Annotated in this window: 15 protein-coding genes and 1 pseudogene; 4 read left to right on the top strand and 12 right to left on the bottom strand. The window is 60.8% G+C overall.

What is annotated here, in order from left to right; translation table 11 throughout:
• From SGJ19_17205 to tgt, 6 genes and pseudogenes are all read right to left on the bottom strand, one after another.
• Nucleotides 1-754, bottom strand: a 754-nt coding sequence (locus tag SGJ19_17205) for a sulfite exporter TauE/SafE family protein (GenBank protein MDZ4781988.1), incomplete at its 3' end; no start/stop codon positions are given.
• 59 nt (nt 755-813) lie between these two features.
• Nucleotides 814-2,217, bottom strand: a complete 1,404-nt coding sequence (locus tag SGJ19_17200) for an MBL fold metallo-hydrolase (protein MDZ4781987.1) — start codon at nt 2,215-2,217, stop codon at nt 814-816.
• Nucleotides 2,218-2,308: 91 nt separating this feature from the next.
• Nucleotides 2,309-2,830, bottom strand: a pseudogene (locus SGJ19_17195) (rhodanese-like domain-containing protein).
• An 87-nt stretch (nt 2,831-2,917) separates the two neighbouring features.
• Nucleotides 2,918-3,235, bottom strand: a complete 318-nt coding sequence (locus tag SGJ19_17190; protein ID MDZ4781986.1) for a metalloregulator ArsR/SmtB family transcription factor — start codon at nt 3,233-3,235, stop codon at nt 2,918-2,920.
• A 378-nt stretch (nt 3,236-3,613) separates the two neighbouring features.
• Nucleotides 3,614-5,143 carry a DUF1254 domain-containing protein gene (locus SGJ19_17185; protein ID MDZ4781985.1) on the bottom strand — a complete coding sequence of 510 codons (1,530 nt, stop codon included), beginning with the start codon at nt 5,141-5,143 and terminating at the stop codon, nt 3,614-3,616.
• Nucleotides 5,144-5,495: 352 nt separating this feature from the next.
• Nucleotides 5,496-6,632, bottom strand: coding sequence for a tRNA guanosine(34) transglycosylase Tgt (gene tgt / locus SGJ19_17180; GenBank protein ID MDZ4781984.1), 1,137 nt, complete (start codon nt 6,630-6,632; stop codon nt 5,496-5,498).
• A gap of 131 nt (nt 6,633-6,763) precedes the next feature.
• Between tgt and SGJ19_17175 the strand changes: the two genes are divergently transcribed.
• Complete coding sequence (locus SGJ19_17175; GenBank protein ID MDZ4781983.1) at nt 6,764-7,570, top strand: fumarylacetoacetate hydrolase family protein; 807 nt, start codon at nt 6,764-6,766, stop codon at nt 7,568-7,570.
• 72 nt (nt 7,571-7,642) lie between these two features.
• Here SGJ19_17175 and SGJ19_17170 read toward each other — a convergent pair whose 3' ends face one another.
• Nucleotides 7,643-12,022, bottom strand: a complete 4,380-nt coding sequence (locus SGJ19_17170) for a lamin tail domain-containing protein (GenBank protein MDZ4781982.1) — start codon at nt 12,020-12,022, stop codon at nt 7,643-7,645.
• 324 nt (nt 12,023-12,346) lie between these two features.
• On the opposite strand from SGJ19_17170, the gene SGJ19_17165 reads away from it, so the two are divergent.
• Entirely contained in the window at nt 12,347-13,168 is an 822-nt protein-coding gene (locus SGJ19_17165) for a class I SAM-dependent methyltransferase (GenBank protein ID MDZ4781981.1), read from the top strand.
• Nucleotides 13,169-13,353: 185 nt separating this feature from the next.
• Here the strand turns inward: SGJ19_17165 and SGJ19_17160 are convergent, their stop codons facing one another.
• The 3 genes from SGJ19_17160 to SGJ19_17150 all read right to left on the bottom strand — a co-directional run bounded on the left by SGJ19_17160 (nt 13,354) and on the right by SGJ19_17150 (nt 16,035).
• Nucleotides 13,354-13,647 carry a hypothetical protein gene (locus tag SGJ19_17160; protein MDZ4781980.1) on the bottom strand — a complete coding sequence of 98 codons (294 nt, stop codon included), beginning with the start codon at nt 13,645-13,647 and terminating at the stop codon, nt 13,354-13,356.
• 186 nt (nt 13,648-13,833) lie between these two features.
• Nucleotides 13,834-15,462 carry a chaperonin GroEL gene (groL, locus tag SGJ19_17155; GenBank protein MDZ4781979.1) on the bottom strand — a complete coding sequence of 543 codons (1,629 nt, stop codon included), beginning with the start codon at nt 15,460-15,462 and terminating at the stop codon, nt 13,834-13,836.
• A gap of 240 nt (nt 15,463-15,702) precedes the next feature.
• Complete coding sequence (locus SGJ19_17150; protein MDZ4781978.1) at nt 15,703-16,035, bottom strand: co-chaperone GroES; 333 nt, start codon at nt 16,033-16,035, stop codon at nt 15,703-15,705.
• A gap of 673 nt (nt 16,036-16,708) precedes the next feature.
• Between SGJ19_17150 and SGJ19_17145 the strand changes: the two genes are divergently transcribed.
• Together SGJ19_17145 and SGJ19_17140 are read left to right on the top strand one after the other, a co-directional pair.
• Nucleotides 16,709-17,788 carry a DUF1559 domain-containing protein gene (locus SGJ19_17145; protein MDZ4781977.1) on the top strand — a complete coding sequence of 360 codons (1,080 nt, stop codon included), beginning with the start codon at nt 16,709-16,711 and terminating at the stop codon, nt 17,786-17,788.
• Nucleotides 17,789-17,806: 18 nt separating this feature from the next.
• Nucleotides 17,807-18,202, top strand: coding sequence for a hypothetical protein (locus SGJ19_17140; protein ID MDZ4781976.1), 396 nt, complete (start codon nt 17,807-17,809; stop codon nt 18,200-18,202).
• Between the two features lie 10 nt (nt 18,203-18,212).
• On the opposite strand, the gene SGJ19_17135 is transcribed toward SGJ19_17140, so the two are convergent.
• Nucleotides 18,213-19,712 (bottom strand): AAA family ATPase, encoded by a 1,500-nt coding sequence (locus SGJ19_17135; protein ID MDZ4781975.1) that lies wholly within the window; start codon nt 19,710-19,712, stop codon nt 18,213-18,215.
• A 126-nt stretch (nt 19,713-19,838) separates the two neighbouring features.
• Nucleotides 19,839-21,203 carry a histidinol dehydrogenase gene (hisD, locus tag SGJ19_17130; GenBank protein ID MDZ4781974.1) on the bottom strand — a complete coding sequence of 455 codons (1,365 nt, stop codon included), beginning with the start codon at nt 21,201-21,203 and terminating at the stop codon, nt 19,839-19,841.
• Nucleotides 21,204-21,537: the final 334 nt, after the last annotated feature.

The raw sequence follows: 21,537 nt of genomic DNA, 5'->3' as shown, positions 1-21,537 counted from the left end.
GTTGCAACCTGAGGGCGGACAAGCGTCGCCCTAGCGACTGCCCGGCGAACATCCCCGCCACGCCGCCGACGACGAAGAGCGCGGTCACTGCCACCGGGACGTCGCGCTCGGACCAAACGTGCGTCGCCAACCCCGCAGCGCTAACCAACGTGATCACCATCAGCGATGTGCCCACCGCGCGATGAATTGACATGCCACTGAACAATACGAGGGCCGGCACGATGACGAACCCGCCCCCAACGCCGAACAGGCCAGACAACAGCCCAGTAGCCACGCCCACCAGAACAAGTAGGACAGCGCACCGCGACGTCAGCACTAACGCGCCCGCTTCGTCGCGCTCGCACGTGGGACCGGAAGCTTGATCCGTCGTTTCGTAATCGCGGACGCCGCGCGCCGAGGCGCCAGCCTGTCGCCACAGCCGCGCGGCGACGATTCCCATCAGTCCGGCGAACAACGACATTAGCAAGGCGTCTGGGATGAATTCGGACAGTTGCGCGCCGAGTGGAGCCCCGAGCATGCCTGCGACCGCGAATAGCATCCCCGTGCGCAGTTCCACCTCGCACAGGCGGAGGCGATGCAGAAAACCTACAAACGCCGTTGTGCCCACCGCCGCCAACGATACGCCCACCGCCTCGCGGGCCGGTACGGCCATGCCGAAGACCAGGAGCGGCACCGCGAAGATCGCGCCGCCGCCGCCGGTCAGACCCAGCGAGAGCCCTACCACCGCTCCGAAGACCAATGCCAGTCCTGTCATTTGCGATCTCGCTCCGGTGTTCGGCGTCGGCAATCTGGCGCAACGAATACTTACTTCGCTCAACCTGCCACAGTCGGCAAGCCCGCCTCCGTCCAGGCGCGATATCCTCCCTGCATATTCGTGGCTTCATATCCGGCGCGCTGCAGTACGCTCGTCGCGATGGCGGAGCGGCCGCCGCTCTGGCACTGCACGACGACCGGCCTTTCACGATCCACTTGGTCTAAGTCCCACGGCAACCGGCCCAGAAACTGATGACGAGCGCCTGCGATGTGGCCTTCCTGGAACTCCACGGCGCTCCGCACGTCCAGCAACGTCACCGCGCCTTGTTCGATCTTCGTGCGCAACTCGCGCGGAGTCGCCGAATGGTACGATTCCGTGCGCAAGCCTGCCCGGCCCGCGGCGGTGATGTCGAAATAACCACCGACCTGGTCAATTCCGATGGAACGTAGGTTCCGCAAAATTCCGTGCAAGTCGCTCGCTTCCGACAGCACGTAAGTCGGTTGGTCGTAGTTCACCAGGAAACCCGCCCACTGCACGAGCAAAGCCGCCGGAATGTTGATCGTCCGCGGAACATGCGCCTGGGCGAAATCCGCGGCCGCGGAAGCGTCAATCACCAGATGATTGGACGCGACGTGCGCCAACTCGTTCGGCGACAGCAACACCGGCGCTGGCAAGTTCCGCAGCAATTCCGGCCCGACCTTGTTCACTCGCTTTATCACCGCGAAATAGAACGGCGTCTCCGGCTGATCGTCCAGAATGTAGTCGACGAACTTCTGCTCGTCTTGAAACTGTAGTGAAGGATTGAAGCGATTCTCGTAGCCGACCGTGGTGGACGGGATCGCTCCCAGCCCCTTGCCGCAAGCGCTGCCAGCGCCATGCGCCGGCCACACTTGCAGGTGCTCCGGCAGCTCGCGAAAACGGCGCATCGAGTGATAAAGCTGTTTGGCGCCGATGACCGCGCTGCCTGTTACACCCGCGGCCGTCTCCAACAGGTCCGGTCGGCCGATCGACCCCACGAACACGAAGTCCCCCGTGAAAATCCCCATCGGCTCATTCGCGCCGCCTCCTTCGTCCGTCAACACGAACGAAATGCTCTCCGGCGTGTGCCCCGGCGTGTGCAGGACCCCCAGCCGAACCTTGCCGGCATAGAAGTAATCGCCGTTCTTGAGCAGCAGCGAGGTGTGCCGATCCGCGAACTGGTACTTCCAATCGGCGGGTCCCTCGTCGGACAAATAGAGCGTCGCGCCGACGCGGTCCGCCAATTCCCGGGAACCGGAGACGAAGTCGGCGTGAATATGCGTTTCGGCGGCGCCCACGATTCGCAACCCTTCCGCGGCGGCGGCGTCCAGGTACGGCTCGACGTCGCGCGCAGGATCGATCACGATCGCCTCGCCCGTTTTCTGACAACCGACAAGATACGACGCGTGCGCCAGCGCAGGGTCGTAAAAATATTTGAGTAACATTGCCTTGCCCCTTTCTGAATTGACGGCAGCAGGAAGCGCCCACGGAGTTCGCATCGCACGTCTTGCTCGCGGCCGAAACTGGCGTCGGCACGCGATTCCACGGCATCCGCGCCAATAACAGGCCCATTCCGCAAGTATCCGTGATGCCCGCGAACACCAGGCCGGCGCCGACGAACGCCGAGAGCCCGATCCAGTAGGGATGAGCGAAATAGCCCAGCAGCGCGCCTACCAGCACCAGCGAACCCGCCGCGATCCGCACCTGGCGTTCCAGCGAAATCACCTTCTGCCCGCGCACAACCGGCAGCCCCGCCTGGTCCCAGGCCTGGGTGCCTCCCTCGACGTTGACCACATTGCCATGCCCCGCGGCGATCAACTTTTCACAGGCCTGCTGAGCGCGGTTTCCGGACCGACAAATCACGTACAGCGGCTCCGCCGCGCCGTTGCGCCCGGCGGCGATTTTCGCCGCATCAAGCTGATCAAGCGGCAGGTTGCGGGCGAACTCGACATGCACCTCGCGGAATTCGACCGGCGTGCGCACGTCAATCAAGTCGACCTTCCGGCCGCTTTGCACTGCTTGCGACAGTTGCTGCGGGGAAATACTGGTCACGCTCATGGCATTCTCCTCAATGAATTGGCCGTTGCCTTTGGTTGTTATGTCGGAATCTGTCGATATGTCAGACGAAAAAAACGGGGCTGGGACTCATCGCGCCGAGCCCACGCCGAAACGCTCCTCGACGCATTTCAGGATGTTTTTCAAGTGCGGTTCCGCCACTCGGTAAAAAACTTTGCGGCCGTCTTTCTCGCTGGCCAAAAAGCCGCAGCGCTGCATCAGCCGCAAATGCTCCGACGCCATCGCGCTCGGCAACTCGCAGGCCTCGGCCAGTTCGCCGACGGTGAACTCTCCTTGGAGCAACATCTGTACCATCCGCAACCGGTGCGGATGGGCCAACGTCCGCAGGCACTCCGCCGCCTGCCCCAGCGCGTCAAGGTCCGTCAATCGAAGTTTTGCCGCGGCCATGTTGCTTGCTCCCGACTACCTTCAAATATATCGGAATGTTACGACCTGTCAAGTAGTAATTCCCGCGACTTCTGTTTGGCGGCGGATGAAATCCGTAAACCGACCTGCTCACCCCTATAGGTGCACTACCCATATCAGCAGGAACGACGAGAAGCACGGACGATGGAGACGCTTGGTAACGCTACGGCATTCCATGAGGTGCTTGGGGTTTTCGGGACAGCCCCGGAAGCGCGAGGCGATTGGCCAAGGCAGCCCGGCCGCGCGCACCCTCGATGACCGCCTCGGCCAGGTCCAAGAAGCACTGCGTCGCGTGGAACGCGCGATGTAGCCGAGGTCGTGCCGAGGGCTTCTGGGCAACTGGATTGGATAGACGTGAAGCTACTCGATCAACTCGACTTCGCTCGGCCGCCAGCTTTTGTCGAAGAACGATTCGAGCGGGCTATAGAGGCGGAGGATTAAGAACCACCCTTTGCCGGGGACGGTTTGAATCCAATTGCCACGCTTGACTCCCTGCGGTTCTTTCGGGCCGAAATACACCGTCGTGGCGCCGTCGGCGTTGGATTCGGCGGCAGGCGATGGATAGCTCTGGCTGCCTGCGCGTGGAAAACGCTGAGGCGTGTCGAGCATCGATCGCGTCATGTTGTCGTAAACAGTGAACGACCAAAAATTGGCCGCCGGGATGCCATTGGGAAGAGTCACTTGGTACGCTTTGGAGCCGTCAAAATGCTTGCCATCTGCGTCGACCAACGCTAGCAAGTATTGTGATCCGATCCCGGGGAGGCGCATGGCCATTGCGGGAGTAATCCCTGTTACGCCATAGAAAAAGTTGGTGCGCGCATCCATGGTGCGGTAACCGGTTTTTGGGAACAGCTTCACGCCTTCCTTCGTGATTTCGGGGATCGGCGTTTCGAACTCGTAGCCGGTCACGAACAAGTAGTTGAACCAAGCAGAATCGGGATAATAGTACCAACTCGGATCACGCGGGCTCATAAATAGCGTGCGAGAACTTGCGTTGGCCATTGCCAATGCATCGTTCATGATCTTCTTCATGCGTGCGTCAGGTTTAAATGGCTCGCCCTTAACAATGCCGATGGCGGCGATTGGCCCCATCAGTTCGGCGTCGAGCGAAGTTGCAGGCTCGTGTTGCACAATCTCGTCGAGCATCTCATAGAACGTCCAGTCGTTGGGCGGAATGGTATTCATCACCTTTCCGCTTCCTTCGTGGAAGACGGTCGGCGGAGGCAACGCGACTCGACCGAGACTTGCCTTACCAGCGAGGAATTCAGCAATCGGAGTGCCAACGCCGCCCGCCTCATACGGATATACTTTTGTCGACTTCTTGATCGACTCGACGACCGGCTTGGGGTCGGTGTGATTCTCCAGAAACGACCGCCCAAACCAAACGATGCTATTTGTCTGCGAGTGCGCAAGGTAGAAGCCGCCGTCGGGCAGTTCGCCCGCATATCTGGGAGGAACGATCAAGTACTTTCCGCCTTCGCCACGATCCGGTCCGGGCATCCCCAAGTCGATGACCCAGCGGAACCAGGCGTCTTGAACAGCACCCAAAAATCTGGGGGGCGTTTCCAGCACGATCGGGCCCTTAGAGAGATCCAAAGTACCCATGACATAGATGGTGTCCGCATTGGCGGTAAGAAACAACGACTTCGAGTCCATCAACTCGGAGAAAACCACGACTTCGTTGTCCTTGGCGCCGATACTGTGCAAACCCTTGTGCAGCGCATGAATGCTAACACCACGCAAATTGTCCATAAACGCGCGGAACGCGTATGTGAAATCGAGATTGTCATAGATGGTTTTGACGGTCGCCTCGCTCGGCACCCCGTCATTGAATTCAAGCGTGGTCGTCCTCAATTCGATCCTGTCCGGTGTAACAATCGAGGCCGGCACTTCTTGCGCTCGTCCAGCTGTTTCGAGAGATGCAAAAATGGCAACGCAGCAGGCAATGCCGATCCACCGAATTGAATTGCACTTGCGCGTCATTTTCGTGGTCCTTGAAGGAGGCTGGTTTGCGTCAGCAAATATAGGTTAACCGTGACGAGTTACAAGCATTAGTAACCGTCGCCGTCCCGGCTCGTGACACGGAGCGGCGAAACTGGGTCGAGCTCATGTCCAGCAGTCGAGCCGGCCCTCAGTTGGCACACGCGACGTGACCCGATTCCCCGCCAGAGGTTCGTGCTTTTCGTGCCTTCCGTGGTTGCCTCCGAATGCCCGGAAAAAGCTGTGTAGAGCAACGAGCCGCTCACCCTTCGGCCGCCTGCGCCGTCCCCTGCCAGCCAGAAAGCTTTCCCTGATAGAAGCTGTCAAAGCGATCCGCCTCGATCGCCGCGCGGGCGCCGGCCATTAGCCGTTGGTAGTACGTCAGGTTATGAGCTGAAAGCAGAATCGGCCCGAGCATCTCGCCAGCCATGAATAAGTGCCTGATGTACCCCCGGCTGTGACGACAAGCGGGGCACGGGCAATGTTCGTCCAACGGTGCATCGTCGCGCGCATATTTCAAGTTCCTCATCCGCCGCGTCCCTTGGTCCGTGAACGCCAGCGCATTGCGGCCGTTGCGCGTCGGCATCACGCAGTCAAAGAGATCGATGCCACGACGAATCGCTTCGAGCAGATCGCGCGGCGTGCCGACTCCCATCAAGTAGCGCGGTCGATCCGCCGGCAACGCTGGCACGGTCACATCCAGCATCGCGTACATCTCCGCGGGCGTCTCACCCACGCTGAGCCCACCGACTGCATAGCCCGGAAAATCCAATTCCACGAGCTGTCGCGCACTCTCAATGCGCAACTCTGGAAACAGCCCGCCTTGCACGATGCCGAACAATACCTGGTCAGGCCGCTGCGCGACTTGCAGCGCGCGCGCCGCCCAGCGCGTCGTGCGAGTCACGGCGTCGGCCAGTACTTCGAACGTGTTCGGCAGGCCGACGACGTGATCGAGCACCATCGCCACGTCGCTGCCGAGCGCCTCTTGAATTGCCACGGCGCGTTCCGGAGAGAGTTCGACGAGACTGCCGTCGATGTGCGAGCGGAATGTGGCCCGGTCTTCGGTAACCTTGGTCATCTGCGCCAGGCTGAAAACCTGAAACCCGCCACTGTCCGTCAGAATCGGCCCATCCCAGCCCATAAAGCGATGCAGTCCGCCGAGTTCGCGCACAATCTCCTCGCCGGGCCGCAGTGCCAGGTGATACGTATTCGCCAGAATCATCTGCGCGCCGGTCGCGCGCACCGCGTCAATGGTCAAACCCTTAACAGTGCCGACCGTTCCCACAGGCATGAACGCCGGCAGTTCGACCGCTCCGCGCGGCGTATGAAAGACGCCCCGACGGGCGCCCGTCGACGCGTCGACGTGCTTCAAGGCGAACGAGAATCCATCGCGTTTCATGGTTCGCAGAATACTAGACGCCGCGCCAAAATGATACCGAGCCCAGGCAGCGCCATACGCCTTGAGAATCGAGCAATCTTGGTCACAATGTCGAGTGCTACGATCGCCGCCAAGTTCTCGAGAGTTCCCCCATGAAAATTTTCCGCTACCGCGACGCATCCGGAGGTATTCATTTCGGTCGCCGCCACAACGACGGCCGCGTGACCCGCATCGAGGGCGACATCTACGGAGAATACCGCGACACCGGCGAGTCGGCCCAAGTTGCCGCGGCACTCGCCCCCGTCGAGCCGCGCGACATCATCTGCATCGGCCTCAACTACCGCAAGCACGCCGAAGAAGGAGGCAAGCCGATCCCGGAACAGCCGGTGGTGTTCATGAAGAACGTCGGCGCCGTGCAGGATCCAGGCGGGCCGATCATCCTGCCGCGGAAGTTGCGCAGCGACTCCGTCGACTACGAATGCGAACTGGCCGTGGTGATCGGCCGCGAATGCTACAACGTCGCCCAGGCCGACGCCTTGAAGTACGTGTTAGGTTACACCTGCGCCAACGACGTCAGCGCCCGGGACTGGCAATCCAAGTGGGGCGGCGGCCAATGGTGCCGCGGCAAGACCTTTGCCACTTTCTGCCCGCTCGGCCCTTACCTCGTGACGCCCGATGACATCCCGAACCCGAATGCGCTCGGCATTCGCACCATTCTCAATGGCCAAGTGATGCAGGATTGGAATACCAGTGACATGATTTTCAACGTGCCGACGCTGATCGAATTCCTCAGTGGCAGCACCAAATTGGTTCCTGGCACCGTTATTCTCACAGGCACGCCCCACGGCGTCGGCTTCGTGCGAAAACCGCCGGTCTTCCTGCAACCCGGCGACAAGGTCACGATCGAGATCGATCAAATCGGCCAGCTCACAAATCCGGTGATCGAGGAATCGTTTTAACCGGATCAGCGCCGCGTTGTTGTGGCCGGTCTCCCGACCGTACCACCGGCATAGGGTAAGACGCTCGTCAGATCAGCGCTTGCCGCGCCCCTTGAGTTGCGTCGCGGAGCGATCGTCACGAACGACGAATTGCCAGAGCAGTTCGTCCCATACGCGCAGCGAATCGTCTGCCAAACCGCTGGATTGCGCGGCCGGAAGCGCGACGCGCTCCTCGCCTGACGCCCATGACTCAAGCGCACTATCCAACACTTGCGCGCGAGTGACGCGACGTTCAATCAACGGCGCCGGCGCCGAGGCTCCGAAGTTATTGCGGACATTGTTCAAATCGACGACGCTCACCTCGCCGTCGCCATTCGTGTCGCCCACGACACCTGGCCCAGAAGCGCCGAAGTTATTGCGAACGTTGTTCAAGTCCACCACGTTCACTTCCCCGTCGCCGTTCGTATCTCCGACGACAATCGGCGCATCCGAGGCGCCAGGCGTGCCTCCCGCGCGGCTGCTGACCTTCCATCCGGCGGCCACATCCCAGTTTTCGAGCGGCCCGGCCGGGTTCACAACGGTCAACGACAGGCCTTCGCCATCGGTGGTTGCATACCAGGTATTGGAGTACGCAAAATCTTGCACCAGCGCCGTCAGCGTGGCGTTGAGGAACACCGACTCGCCATTGTTGCTCAGGTTGCCAACAAACTCTCCGGCCACCGGAAGATTCGCGCCGTAGCGCGACTCGAACGCCGCCTGGTTGTTCACCACCACTACATACGCGCCCGGCGCCACGGAGATGTCGCCGAACTCAAATTCGATGCCGCCTCCCAGATTGTATCCGGCGAGGTCGAGTGTCGTCGTACCGATATTCTGCAGCTCGATGAATTCAAAGTCGCTGCCCACGAACGGACTGCCCGCCGGCGGCGCGGGCGGATTGTACATGATCTCCGTCACCCGCAGCGCGGACGGTAGCCGGAAATCACCGATCACTTCGGCACTCCATTGATTGCCAATGGCGGCTCGTGCCCGGACGATCGTGCTTTCATGCAATGTCAGTTCCGCCGCGCCCGGCGACCCGAACGTGAACAACTCGGGCACAAACAGGAAGTCGTCGTTGTTCACCGCGCGATTCATCGGTTGAAACGCCAGCACATTCTTTCCCGGCACGAGAAGATGCTTGAAATTGCTCAGACTCAGCGACTCGAATTCGAGCGCCTCCGCGTCGGGATGCTCCGCCGTGGCCAGCGAGTTGTAGCCAAAACGCAACGGCGGCGCATTCCGCGAGGCCACGCGCTGACCGTTCAGAAACACGATAAATCCGTCATCGTATTTCACGCGCAGGTTCAGGCCGTTCAAGTCTACCGGATTCGCGACGTTGAACTCCGTGCGCAAGTAGACGCTCGCGTTCACGTTCAGCATCGCTTGCTCAAGATCCGTGGCATAGACGCCGTCGTAGTCGCCCAATAAGTCATAGCCCACGCCGACCGTGCCCGACGTCCACGCAGCATCGTTGAACGGAATCGTCGTCCAGGTCGTGCCGAGCGACGAGCCGCCGTTGGAACCGGTGGGCACGAAATACTTCGCCGGGTGCAGGGCGTCGTAGAGCAAAATGTCGCTGCCGCTGGGGATCAACGTGGCGGCAGGATTCACGCTACCGTCGGGGAGCCGTGGATCGCTGCCGTCGGTCGTATAGTAGGCGTCGGTCTGCGACGTGATACCCAATTCGAACCCCGGGTCCACATCACCGCCGTAGCTCGTCAACGACGGTGGGGGCAAGGTGGAAACCAGGCCCTTCGAGTTCAGTTGATCCAGCACCACATTCCCGCGCGTGGGGAAAATGTTGTTGGTCACGAACTGAACGGCGTTGAGCCAGGTCTGCCGGTTGAGTCCCGAGTTTCCCCAGCGCGCAGCCTCGCCCACAATCGCGCGATCGATCTCGGCGGCGCGCGACTGGAATCGGGCCGTCGCCGCTTCCCGCGTCAAGGCGCCGCCGTTGAAAAAGTGCTCCTGCACGCGATCCGCCACCGCCAATCGAAAATCCTCCGAGGTCCAAAGCTGTTGCCAGATCCACTGTGGATTTGCGTACGCAAACGACGACCCTGCGGAATACGGCCCCATCCGGTTCTCGGCGACATTCAGCAACGTGTGCTCGCTGTCATGCGCAAAGAACTTCCAGCCACCACTGGCGCCAGTCCGTTCGCGCATGCCAAACCAATTGTTGACGGCCGTATTGCCCAGAAAGTTAGAAATGGGCGCATCCAAATTGCCGCCGTAGACGATCACCAGCATGTAATCGATCAAATTCTCGGCGTCGAGCAGCACCTCGTAGTTGGGATTGCGCGTGCCGTCCGGGTTGTTGCCGAGCAATTGCTGATAAAGTGCGGCGCGCCCCGCTTCCGTCGGCGTCGCAGCGATGGCGTTCGCGCCTTGCCAGAAGCGGAAAAACGCGTCCAGATTCCCGTCGGTCGCCTGAGTTTGATACGGCCCAGCTTCCGCCTTGACCACGTCGTAATTGTCTTTTTCCCCGCCGAGATACGTCTCGCCGTACGAGGCCTCCGCTCGCTCCTGCGACTGATACATGCCCCAGTATTGGCCGTTGATGTACAGGTGGTAGTAACGGCTGCGCGTATACGGTTGCCCCATGTCGCGCTGCGTATCGCGCGAGAAGACATCCCGGATCGCAGTGTGCCGCGAGTCGTTGCCGAACGACCAGGAGTAATTCTGATCCGTGCGCAGATCGACACTGTCGAATTCATCCGCGCCTTCATCCCCGAACAGCGGGTAGTTCAACTTGCCGTCGCCGTACTCGCGGCGGAAAAATAAACGGAACGCGTGCTTCGGATTCGATTCCGAACGACTGAATCCTCCGCGGATGCGAAGTCCGGCGTTGACCTGAAAGCCCTCGCTGCCGTCTGGGTTGATGAGTTCCAGCGACGTCTCTTTTTCCCAATTGCTCCCCTCGCCGCCGGGATTTGCATAGATCCCATCGGGACCGAATAGGTCGTCAAGATCCATCACGATCGACATCGACGGAATCGCCTTCATGTCGTTGATGATGGTGCCGAGATTGGCGTTGACGACACCCTGATCCATCCCGTAGTTGACGACGTTGCCGCCCCAATTCGACGGCCAGCCCGGCGGCGGCGCGCCGTTGGGCGATTGACGAATCACATCATTGAGAAACAGGTACGTCCGCGACCCAGGATCGCTCGGCTCGAAGTCCGGCTTGAAGGCCGCGGCGCGGAGCACCGTCGTGGCCGTGACATGAATTGGACCGCTATAGGTGATGCCATTGGCCGGCGTGGGCTCGGTGCCGTCGGTCGTATAGCGAATCGTCGCGTCAGCCGTGGCCGTCGTGATCGTCACGTCGAAGGGAGCGTCGTAGTACCCGTGATCCACGCTGAATTGCACATCCGCAATGAAGCCGTCCGTCGGCGGGGTCTCGTTTGCCGCGCCGGGCGTCGGCGTCTTGAAGAAACCGAGCTTGGGCTCCACTTCGCCGGCCACCGTGGCCGTGATCTCCGGCAGGATCAGAAAATCACTGCTGCCGCTCGATACGTTCAACCCTTGGATCGCGAGGACATTCGTACCGGCGACCAACGCGCCTTTGAAGTCCGTAATGTCGAACTCCTCGTACACGACGGCGAGACTGTCCGGATTCACGTCACTGGCGTTGTCGTCCCAAGCGGCCTCCACCGGAGCATGGATGTCTTCCACGCGCTGTCCGTTGAGATAGGCGACGAACCCGTCGTCGTACTTCATTCGCAACATCAGCGTGTTGATCGACAACGGATCGTCCACTTCGAACGGCACGCGCAGATAGGCGGTCGTAGTGGTGTTGTACATCTCGGCGAACAGGTCGGTCTCAATCAACGAGCGATAGGTGGAAGCCTGGTCGTAGCCCCAGCCCGTCGCTCCGCTGCGCCAACTGGCATCGTTAAAAGTCCGCGACGTCCAGGTGAGCCCGAGCCCTGGGCCGTTCGCCGCAGTCGGCACTAACGCCCGACCCACCGTTTCCGGGCCCAGCAACGTGACGCCGTTCGTTCCCTGCTCTACGCCGTAGGAAACGTCCTCGTGCTGCGCGGGATATGCCGGAAAAAACTCCGTCTGAATCGTCGCGGCGTCGGGCGCCACCAACGCCAGATACTCGCCGTCCAACGACAGCCGGAAGTTTGTGTGCAACTCCCCGGCGTCGACGCGGTCGTTCCCCGAGGCGAACACCACCAGAAATCCGCGCGCGGGCAGCGTGACGTCCGGGAACGTCCACATATCGAGGACGTCGTCATCGTCCGTCAGATGGTAGCCCGCGAGGCTCAACGGCTCGTCGGTCGGGTTATAGACCTCGATCCAGTCGGAATACGCTCCGTCTTCATCCTGGAGCGTGTTGGCGTTGTCCGCCATGAACTCCGTGATGACCGGGCCCACGGCCAGCAACTGGCGGTGTTCCAACGACTCGAACCTCAGGGGCACGTTACGACGTGTCCGCCCGCCTGGACGCTCTCTGTTCATCTGCCCGTTCCGAACTTGGTGGGGCCGCCCCCGGCGTGGATCGCTTCGGAGTCGGCAAGGTCGCGCGAGGCACCAGGAGGCGCAGCCATAGCGCCCTCGGTCGTGCCGATGCAAATGCCAATCTTACAAGAACCTTACGTAAAAAGCACGGAAAAAACCCTTGAATCAGGCCGGCTGTGGCCGTGTCGGCTCGAGCGACTGAGGTTGTTTGCCCGTGATATAGACGATAAATTGCCCCCCGCCGTTTCCCTAACGCGGCCAGTTTGCCCAAAAAAGGAGCCGCGCGTGATCGCCCAGCTAGCTGCTTCGGAGGTCGTTACCAAGCCAATCGATCGCCACGAGCAAGGCGCTCCCTACGAACTGCCCCGGCACGTCGAGTCGTTGGAAGACTGCTACTTCTATCACACGATGGAATTGCCGGAGTTCGGCCTCGTACCCGGGCACTGGGACCTGCGCGACATGTTCGACGACTACGTCGGGCATGTACACGTGCGGAATCGTCGCGTGCTGGATATCGGCGTCGCCACCGGCTTCCTGACGTTCGAAGCGGAGCGCCGCGGCGCGGACGTCGTCTCGTTCGACATCGGCCACGGCGGCCAGCAAAAGTTGCTGCCGTTTCACCAGAAGCTTTATTACCGCGACCACGCCCGTTGGGCCGAAGCGCGCTCCGACCATTTCGACGCCTGGAAAAACGCCTACTGGCTTTGCCACCGATTGTTCAAGTCCCAGGCCCGCGTGCATTACGGCGACATTCATCAATTGCCGCCGTCCCTGGGCCGCTTCGACGTGGTGATCGTCGGCGCGGTGCTGGAACACGTCAACGATCAGATCTCAGCCCTGGCCTCGATCTCTCGCGTCACTGGCGAGACCATGGTCATCGCCACCGACCTGATCGACAGCGAAGAACGCCTCGCCCGCTTCGAACCGCGCGCCAACAACCCAGATCAAGATTTCACCTGGTGGACCTACTCCATCGGCACGTACCGAGAAATCCTCGGCATGCTCGGCTTCGAAATCGAGCGAGTCACCACGGCCAACTACCGCTACGCCAGGATGAACACAACGGCGAAGCGGTACACGATCGTGGCCCGACGCGTGGCTGACTGAGCAACAAGCGATAGGTGCCTGGGGCAGCGGCATTCCATCCGAGTATTGCGACGTCCAACTGGCTGGGGCTTCATCCAACGTGATAACCAATCGGCACGATGCCCCAGCCGGTTAAAGTTGGGGGCCGTTTCGGTGGCGCCTCAGCCCCAGGCACCCGCGCTTAACTCTGAGAACAGAAATGCAGCTCAGTCGTTTCGCTTGGCGACGGTGACTCTCGCGGCCAACGACCTGGCGATCCGTGGTGCGAGGTAGATGCCCACGATGACCAGCACCCTAAACACGCTGGTGAGTCCCCAATAAAGTAAGGTGCGATCCGGAGCAAATGTTTCGTAGTGAGTCCTGCCCATGGCTGTGAGTCTCGCCACGAAAGAGTTGTGCATTTGCAAGATCAGCGGCTGCTGAATCATCCACCAAACACCGACGGCGATGCACGACACCAGCCAGAAAAGTGATCGCAAATTGAATTGAGATCGCAGCATATCTTTCTATCGCAGATGAATCCCTCGCCACTACAGAATGTCCCATGCATGGACGATTGGGAAGAACCATTGTCAAAACAAAAAAAAGCCCGCCGGACTTCTTGCGAAATCCGACGGGCTGCTGATGAAAAACGGCGATTCGCCAACGGAGCGCGAATCAACCGGTAGTTTCGGCCTCCGAGCCGATTAATACATGTCGTAGTCGCCGCCGTGACCAGCGCCGCCACCCTTCTTCTTGCTGTCCTTGGGCTTCTCGGCGATTAAGGCGTCGCTGGTCAACAGCAACGTCGCCACGCTGGCCGCGTTTTGCAACGCGGTGCGGGTCACCTTGGTCGGGTCGATAATGCCGGCCTTGACCAGGTCCTCGTAGGTGTTGGTCGCGGCGTTGTAGCCGTTGTTGCCCTTCTGCTCGAGGACCTTCTCGCACACTACGCTGCCGTCCTGGCCCGCGTTGTTGGAGATCATCGTCAGCGGGGCGCGGCAAGCGCGGAGCACCAGGTTGTAGCCCATCTGCTCGTCGGTCGAGAGCCCTTCGGCCTTGACCGCATTCGCGGCCCGCAACAGTGCGACGCCGCCGCCGGGCAGAATGCCTTCCTCGACCGCGGCACGCGTGGCGTGCAGTGCGTCCTCGACGCGGGCCTTCTTTTCCTTCATTTCGCTTTCGGTCGCGGCGCCCACGTTCACCTTGGCAACGCCGCCGGCCAACTTGGCGAGACGCTCTTCGAGCTTCTCACGATCGTAATCGCTGGTCGAAGCGTCGATCTCGCGGCGAATCTGGTCGATACGCGCCTTGATGTCCGAGGCCTTGCCGGCCCCTTCGATGATCGTCGTGTTGTCCTTGTCGATGATCACCTTCTTGGCGCGGCCGAGTTCGGCGACGCCCAGGTTTTCCAGCTTGATGCCCAGGTTCTCGAAGATCGCCTGGCCGCCGGTCAGGATCGAAATGTCTTCCAGCATCGCCTTGCGGCGATCGCCGTAGCCGGGGGCCTTCACCGCGGCGCACTTGAACGTGCCGCGCAGCTTGTTGATGACCAACGTGGCCAAGGCTTCGCCTTCGATGTCCTCGGCGATGATCAGCAGCGGACGGCTAGCGTTCACCACGGCTTCGAGGATTGGGACCAATTCCTTGACATTGGTGATTTTCTTTTCGTGCACGAGGATATAGCAATCCTCCAGCACGGCCTGCATCTTCGTCGACTCGGTGACGAAGTACGGCGAGAGGTAGCCGCGGTCGAACTGCATGCCTTCGACCCATTCGACTTCGGTCTTCAGGCTCTTGCCTTCATCAACGGTGATCACCCCGTCCTTACCGACCTTTTCCATCGCCTGGGCCAGCAACTCGCCGATTTCCGTGTCGTTGTTGCTCGCCACGGTGCCGACCTGAGCCATTTCCTTTTGGCTCTTGATCGTGATCGACATCTTGTGCAGCTTTTCGGTGATGTCGGCCACCGCCCGCTCGATGCCTTGCTTCAACTGGACCGGATTTACGCCAGCCACCACGGCCTTGAGGCCTTCGTTGAAGATCGCTTCGGCCAGCACGGTAGCCGTCGTGGTGCCGTCGCCGGCCACGTCGCTCGTCTTCGAGGCGACTTCGCGGACCATCCGCGCGCCCATGTTTTCGTACACGTCTTCCAGGTCGACTTCCTTGGCGACGGTCACGCCGTCCTTGGTCACCGTCGGCGAGCCGAAGCTCTTCTGCAAAATAACGTTCCGGCCTTTCGGTCCGAGCGTCACCTTGACCGCCCGGGCCAGCTTGCCCACGCCACGCTTAATCGCGTCGCGAGCTTCCTGGTCGAAAGCAATCGTCTTGGCCATGTTTGGATTTGCTCCTATTGATAGTTCGGTTGAGTGTTTGAATGGCGCGTTGGAGGTGACCGGCCGGGGCGTGAATGTCAAATGACGAAGTTCGAATGTCGAATCAAATCTGAATGACTAATTTCTAATGAAAGGATCTTGAACTTCTCAACAGCCCTTCGTCAGCCCTTCGTCATTCGGATTTCGTCATTCATTCGACATTCAGATTTAGAAATTAGTCATTCCCCGCCCCGCATGGCCTTACTCCAGCACGGCTAAAATGTCGTCTTCGCGCATCAGCAACAGTTCGTCGTCGCCGATCTTGAAGGTCTCGCCGGCGTACGAGGTGAACAGGACGCGGTCGCCCGGCTTGACCTGCATCTTGCCGCGAGTACCGTCGTCCAGCAGGCGGCCGTTGCCGATGCTGACCACGGTGCCGCGGGCCGGCTTGTTCTTGGCCGAATCCGGCAGGACGATGCCGCCGGCGGTCCGCTCTTCGGACGCTTCGCGCTCCACGACCACGCGGTCGCCCAACGGTTGCAGCTTGATGTCGCCGGATGATTTCTTGCTCTTGGCCTTCGTCGCAATCGACATAGTCGGATTCGCCTCCACGAATGGAATGGACACTTGAACGGTTAAGGCAGGCCGCGGTCAGCGGCCGAGCGGGCTCAAAGGCCGCCGGAAACCTGCCAGACATGCGCAGTCGCAGCGCACGCATGCGTTGGGAAAGCAACTCCCGGACCAAATCCAACACGGCGTCACAAACGTCTATACGGCATCGGTTTGTGATGCAACGACCGCGTTATGACCAACCGCCCTGGCCCGACAATTCCGGCGAATTTCGTCCGCCAGCCAGGCTCAGCCTGCCAAACTGGCACCACCGAAACGAACTCAACCTCGAGCGAAAAAAATGTCGCGCCATTTGGTTGCCAAGCCGCCGGGAGAAGGGCAGAATACAGGCGTCGCGTGCGCGAAATCCGTTCCGCTGTCTCAAATCGTCTCGCCAAAACAACTTGCGCCCGTTGTGCGGCGGCCGATTCACAGGCGTCGGTCCTTGGGTCGGTTCTCGTTACTTCGGGAAGCAGACCCCGGTGGCGGCCTCCCCATGGGTCGAGCGGTACGATTGCGTCTCGGCCGATCGCTTGTCCCGCAGACTCCGCAAACGTCCGAATTCGTTGCCTTGGGGCTCTGTCGTTGGCGAAGAGGCTCGACCTCGTCGCGCGTGCCAGTCATCGAGGGCAGTTCCACGCATCAAGGAGGTGATCCTGTGCGTCGCAGTCGTGTTGCCGGCTTCACGCTAGTGGAGCTGCTGGTGGTGATCGCCATTATCGGCGTCTTGATTTCCCTCTTGCTTCCCGCGCTCCAGGTCGCTCGCGAAGCCGCGCGAAAAGGAACTTGCACCAACAATTTGAAGCAATTGACCCTGGCGGTCATCAACTACGAGCAAACGTTCAGGGTGTTTCCGCCATCGGGCATCGTCGATCGCCCGACCGGCGAACCCAAGGAAATCGATGGCTCCGTTCGCAAGAACGGATACGTCTATTACACGCAAAACTCAGGGCGGATGTTCAGTTGGGTCGTGCTGACGCTGCCGTTCTTCGAGCAGCAGGCGCTGCACAAGCAGTTCAACTTCAGCAAATCCGTCCTGGATCAGCGGGATATCGAGCCGCAATCCACGTACATTTCCACGCTTGGCTGCCCCTCTGATAGCGCCGTGGGGCGAATCTTTTCAGACCTAGCGGCCACGCGCCGCAAAGTTTTCGCCAAGGGGAACTACGCCGCGTTTTGCAGTCCGTTTCACGTCGAGTACCAGAACTTTTTTCCGGGGGCACTGATCGCGCACGTCCCGCAGACGCGTCGTCGCTTTCGCGATGGATTTTCGACGACCATTATGCTGTCCGAGGTTCGGACCCGCAATAATCCGGTCGACGAACGTGGTGTTTGGGCGCTTCCCTGGTGTGGGGCATCGCTGTTGGCCTACGATGCCCACCACTTGGCGCCCAAAGAGGAACTAGAGAACTTTCGCAATTATCGCCGCCAAGGTCGCTACTTGGTCGATCCGGCATTTGTTTTGGATTCGGCGCAACCGCCAAACAATCCTGGACCAAACTTGGATGTCATCGGCACCTGCAACAATGAAGCGGATGCGGTGTTCTCGAATATGCCTTGCCGCGCGTTCCGTGAAGCCTCGTACTGGTCGGCCGCACCACGAAGTCTCCATCCTGGCGGCGTGAATGTATCATGGTGCGACGGCCGCGTCACTTTTATGAATGACAACGTTGACCGTACCGAATTCGCCTACTTGGTCTCGATCGACGACGGCAAGCCGGTTTCCATCGACGAGTGAAGCGAGGCGGGGCGACGCTTGAACAAGAAATCCAGAAACGCTGGCTCGACTCCTTCGGGCGGACTGTCGCTGGCGAGTGTCGTCCTCGGATTGGCGCTCCTCGGCATTTCGATGTACTGGGGCGCTACCGCCGACGCGCCCCCCATGACTTACTCCGACGAAGAGGCCAAGGAATATCTGGATAACGCCGCCAAACTGCATGACATGGCGTTCCAGACCAGGCCGACGGGCAACCAGAAGAAGGCGCTCGTTTCCGCCGAGGAATTGGCAGCGCAACGTCAGAAATACGAAGAACATAAGGCCGCAGTAGAATCCGCTCGATCCCGCACGGAAGTCACTCGCTGGGTGCTGATGGGCGCAGGTCTCGTCTTCACCGTCGGCGGCCTGTTTGTGTACAAGCTGACGGCCGAGTAATTGTCGTCTGTCACGATCCTGTCGACCAACAAGTCACGCTCAGTGCCGCCTCTTCCTCATCCAGCGGCTCGATTGTGCGCAGTTGCGCATCGAGAACTTCGAGCGTGGCGTCCGACGCATCGTTCCGCCGGGCCTCGATCCGACGTACCAATTCGTCACGCGGCGCGCGGCATGCCCAAATCTTGAATGACACAGCCATCCGCTCGACCAAGTCCTGGAAACGCCGGCGCTCAGCGCGCCGCAGGAAAGTGGCGTCGACGATGACCGCGAAGCCCGCCGCGAGCAACGTCTCCGCCAGCGCCTCCAGCCGGCAATACGTCGCCTGCGAGGCCGATTCGGCATAAGCCTCCGCCGGCGCCTCGCCGCGCACGCCGAACAAGCGTTTCCGTTCCACATCGGAACGAATACGAATCGCGCCGTGTTTGCCAGCAAGTTCGGACGACACTGCCGTCTTTCCACTGCCTGAAACGCCGTGCATGATCCACAGCCACGGCGTCGGCCGTTCGCGCCAGCGTCTTGCTTCTCCGAGATAGCGCTCCGCCGTACCGCGCAGCGCGGCGAGTTCCCCTGCGTCCGTCACTTGTCCGCCGCGCAGCAGCGTCACCGCCGCGCGCACCGCTGCGCGGTAGGCAATGTAGTACGGCAACAGGGCCATTCCCGCGTAGTCGCCGGTAACTTCCAAATAAGTGTTCAGGAATTCATAGGCGACGTCGCGGCGCCGTTCCGCTTCCAGGTCCATGAACAAAAACGCCGCCTCGCTGAGCACGTCGATCCACCGCAGCGACGGATTGAACTCAATCCCGTCGAAGGCCGTGATCCGATCATTCCACAGTAGCAAATTCCCCAGATGCAAGTCGCCATGGCACTCGCGCACGAAGCCGCTTTTCAGACGATCGCAGAAGGTCTCGGCCAAAGTCTGTTCTTGCTCGCGTCGCCACGTGTCGAGTTCCGCGACGGTTTTGGATTGCGAAGCAGGCGCATGCGCGCGCAGCAGTTCGAACACATCGCCGACGTTTTTCGCAATTTGTCCCGGTGTGCCCAATCCAGCCGGCGGGGCGGCAATCCGCAGTGATTCATGGAACTCCGCTAATTGCCGGCCGAAGTCGCGGAAATGACGTGCGGAGGTCTTGCCAGCCAGCATTGCGTCCGCCAGCAGCGATCGCTGATCGAACTCCCGCATTCGCACCGCATACTCGATCGGCTCGCCATCTCGGCCGACCGTACATCGCTCCGGAGGCCCGACGATCGGCACGACGTCGAGGTACAGCTCCGGCGCCAGGCGGCGATTGAGCCTTAACTCTTCCTCGCAACATGCACGGCGCAACTCCAACGTCGAGTAATCGACGAAATTGAACCGTACCGGCTTCTTGATTTTGTAAGCGAATTCGCCAGTCAGCACGACCCACGAGATGTGCGTTTCCAACAACCGCAGCTCGCCGACAGGATGCGCAAACGCCGTGGGACGCATTAAGCCGCTTAACAACGCCGGTGCTTTTGCGTCGGAGTTCATCCCATCATTGTCAGCAATTCGTCCCGCGCTGTCCAAGCCCAGGGCAGGCCGCCAAAGTCGGACCTCATGGATCGACTCCGAGTGCCTGCCCTGGGCTTTTTTCCCCACGAAGCTCGGAGATGATGCCTACGGTTCTACCGCGGTGCGAATATCAACGCTCGCGCGATGCGCGGTCAGTCCCTCGGTATCGGCCAACATCCGCACATCGTCCGCCGCGGCCGCGAGTCCCGCGGCGGTGTAGTGAATTACGCTCGTGCGGCGCAGAAAATCATTCGCACACAAGCCGCTGGCGAAGCGCGCCGTCCCGCCGGTCGGCAAGACGTGCGAAGGCCCGGCGACGTAGTCGCCCAACGCCACGGGCGTGTGATTCCCCAAAAACGCCGCGCCGGCGTGCGGGATTTTTTCCAGCAACGCCTCGGCGTTATCGGTGGCGATATGCAGATGCTCCGGCGCGATCTCGTCCGCCAGTTGGCACGCCTCGTCGGAGCTCTTGACGAGGATCAACGCGCCGAAATCGTTCAGGCTCTGCAACGCCAAATCGCCGCGCGAAAGCTGCTGCGTCTGCCGCAACAATTCCATCGCCGTGGCTTCGAGCACCTGCGCGCTCCAGGTAATCAGAATGCTCGACCCCGGCGCGTGTTCCGCCTGCGCGAGCATATCGGCGGCGGTGAAATCCGGCCGCGTCGATTCATCCGCCAGCACCACCACTTCGCTCGGCCCGGCAATGGAATCAATATCCACCGTGCCATACACATGCCGCTTGGCCAGCGCGACAAACAAATTGCCGGGCCCGACGATTTTGTCCACGCGCGGAATGCCATCCACGCCATACGCCAGCGCCGCGACGCCTTGCGCGCCGCCGAGGCGATAGACCTCGGTGATGCCCAACTCATGACAGGTCGCCAGCAGTTCCCGATTGAACGCGCCGAAGGGCGTCGGCGGCGCAATGACCGCCAACTCCTTCACCCCGGCCACCTGCGCCGGCACGGCGGTCATCAAGACTGTCGACGGATACGCCGCCGCCCCGCCGGGCACGCATAAGCCCACTCGAGAAAGCGGCAAATAGCGCTGTCGCAGATACCCGCCATGCGGTCGCTCAACGCGAACATCCACATGCAAAATCGCTGATTGAAACGCACGAATATTCTCGCGAATGCGGCGCACCGAATCCAGGAACGCTGTGGCTACACTTCGATGCGCCGCGGCCAGTTCCGCGGCCGGCACGCGCAACGTCTCGGCAGTCGTCGTTGCGCGATCGATGCGCCGCGAATAATCCAGCACCGCCGGCAGCCCTTGGGATTGGACATCGCCGCAGATCTTTTCGACCACCTGCGTCGGCGAAAGCGGCTCGCCAAAGACATCGATCGTCCGCTGGCGACCAGCCTCGCTGACCACGTTGCCGGCCGGACTGAGCCGGGCGCGCAGTTCCGCTAGTTGAACGCGCCAATTCGCAGTTCCGGCGTCAATCCGAGTAATCTTCAGTTCAGCCATCGTCGCGCGTCATCCCCGGGGAAGCAATGCAAACCTCCCATTGTGCGGCGTGACGCTACGGACGCCTAGGGGCGCACCAAGGTTCGCGCCTTGTCAGATGAGGGCGCGCACGCATTCATACGCCAGAAGCTGAAAAGAGACTCTTGCGAGAGTTCACCACAGCACGGAGGATACGGGGAGAAGTGAGGGCAAAAACCCTTGAACCGCTGAGGCGCGGAGACGCATTGTGGAAAAGAGGAAGGGAACGCATGAGGGGGGATGGTGCGTGCGTCGCATTAGCGACTGCAGGCGACCAGGGGCTTCGCCTACTTACTTACCTCACTTGCCTACAACC

Source organism: Planctomycetia bacterium, from assembly GCA_034440135.1.
GTDB lineage: Bacteria > Planctomycetota > Planctomycetia > Pirellulales > JALHLM01 > JALHLM01.
Note: the sequence above shows the minus strand (reverse complement) of the source record. Positions and strands in the feature narration are given on the sequence as shown.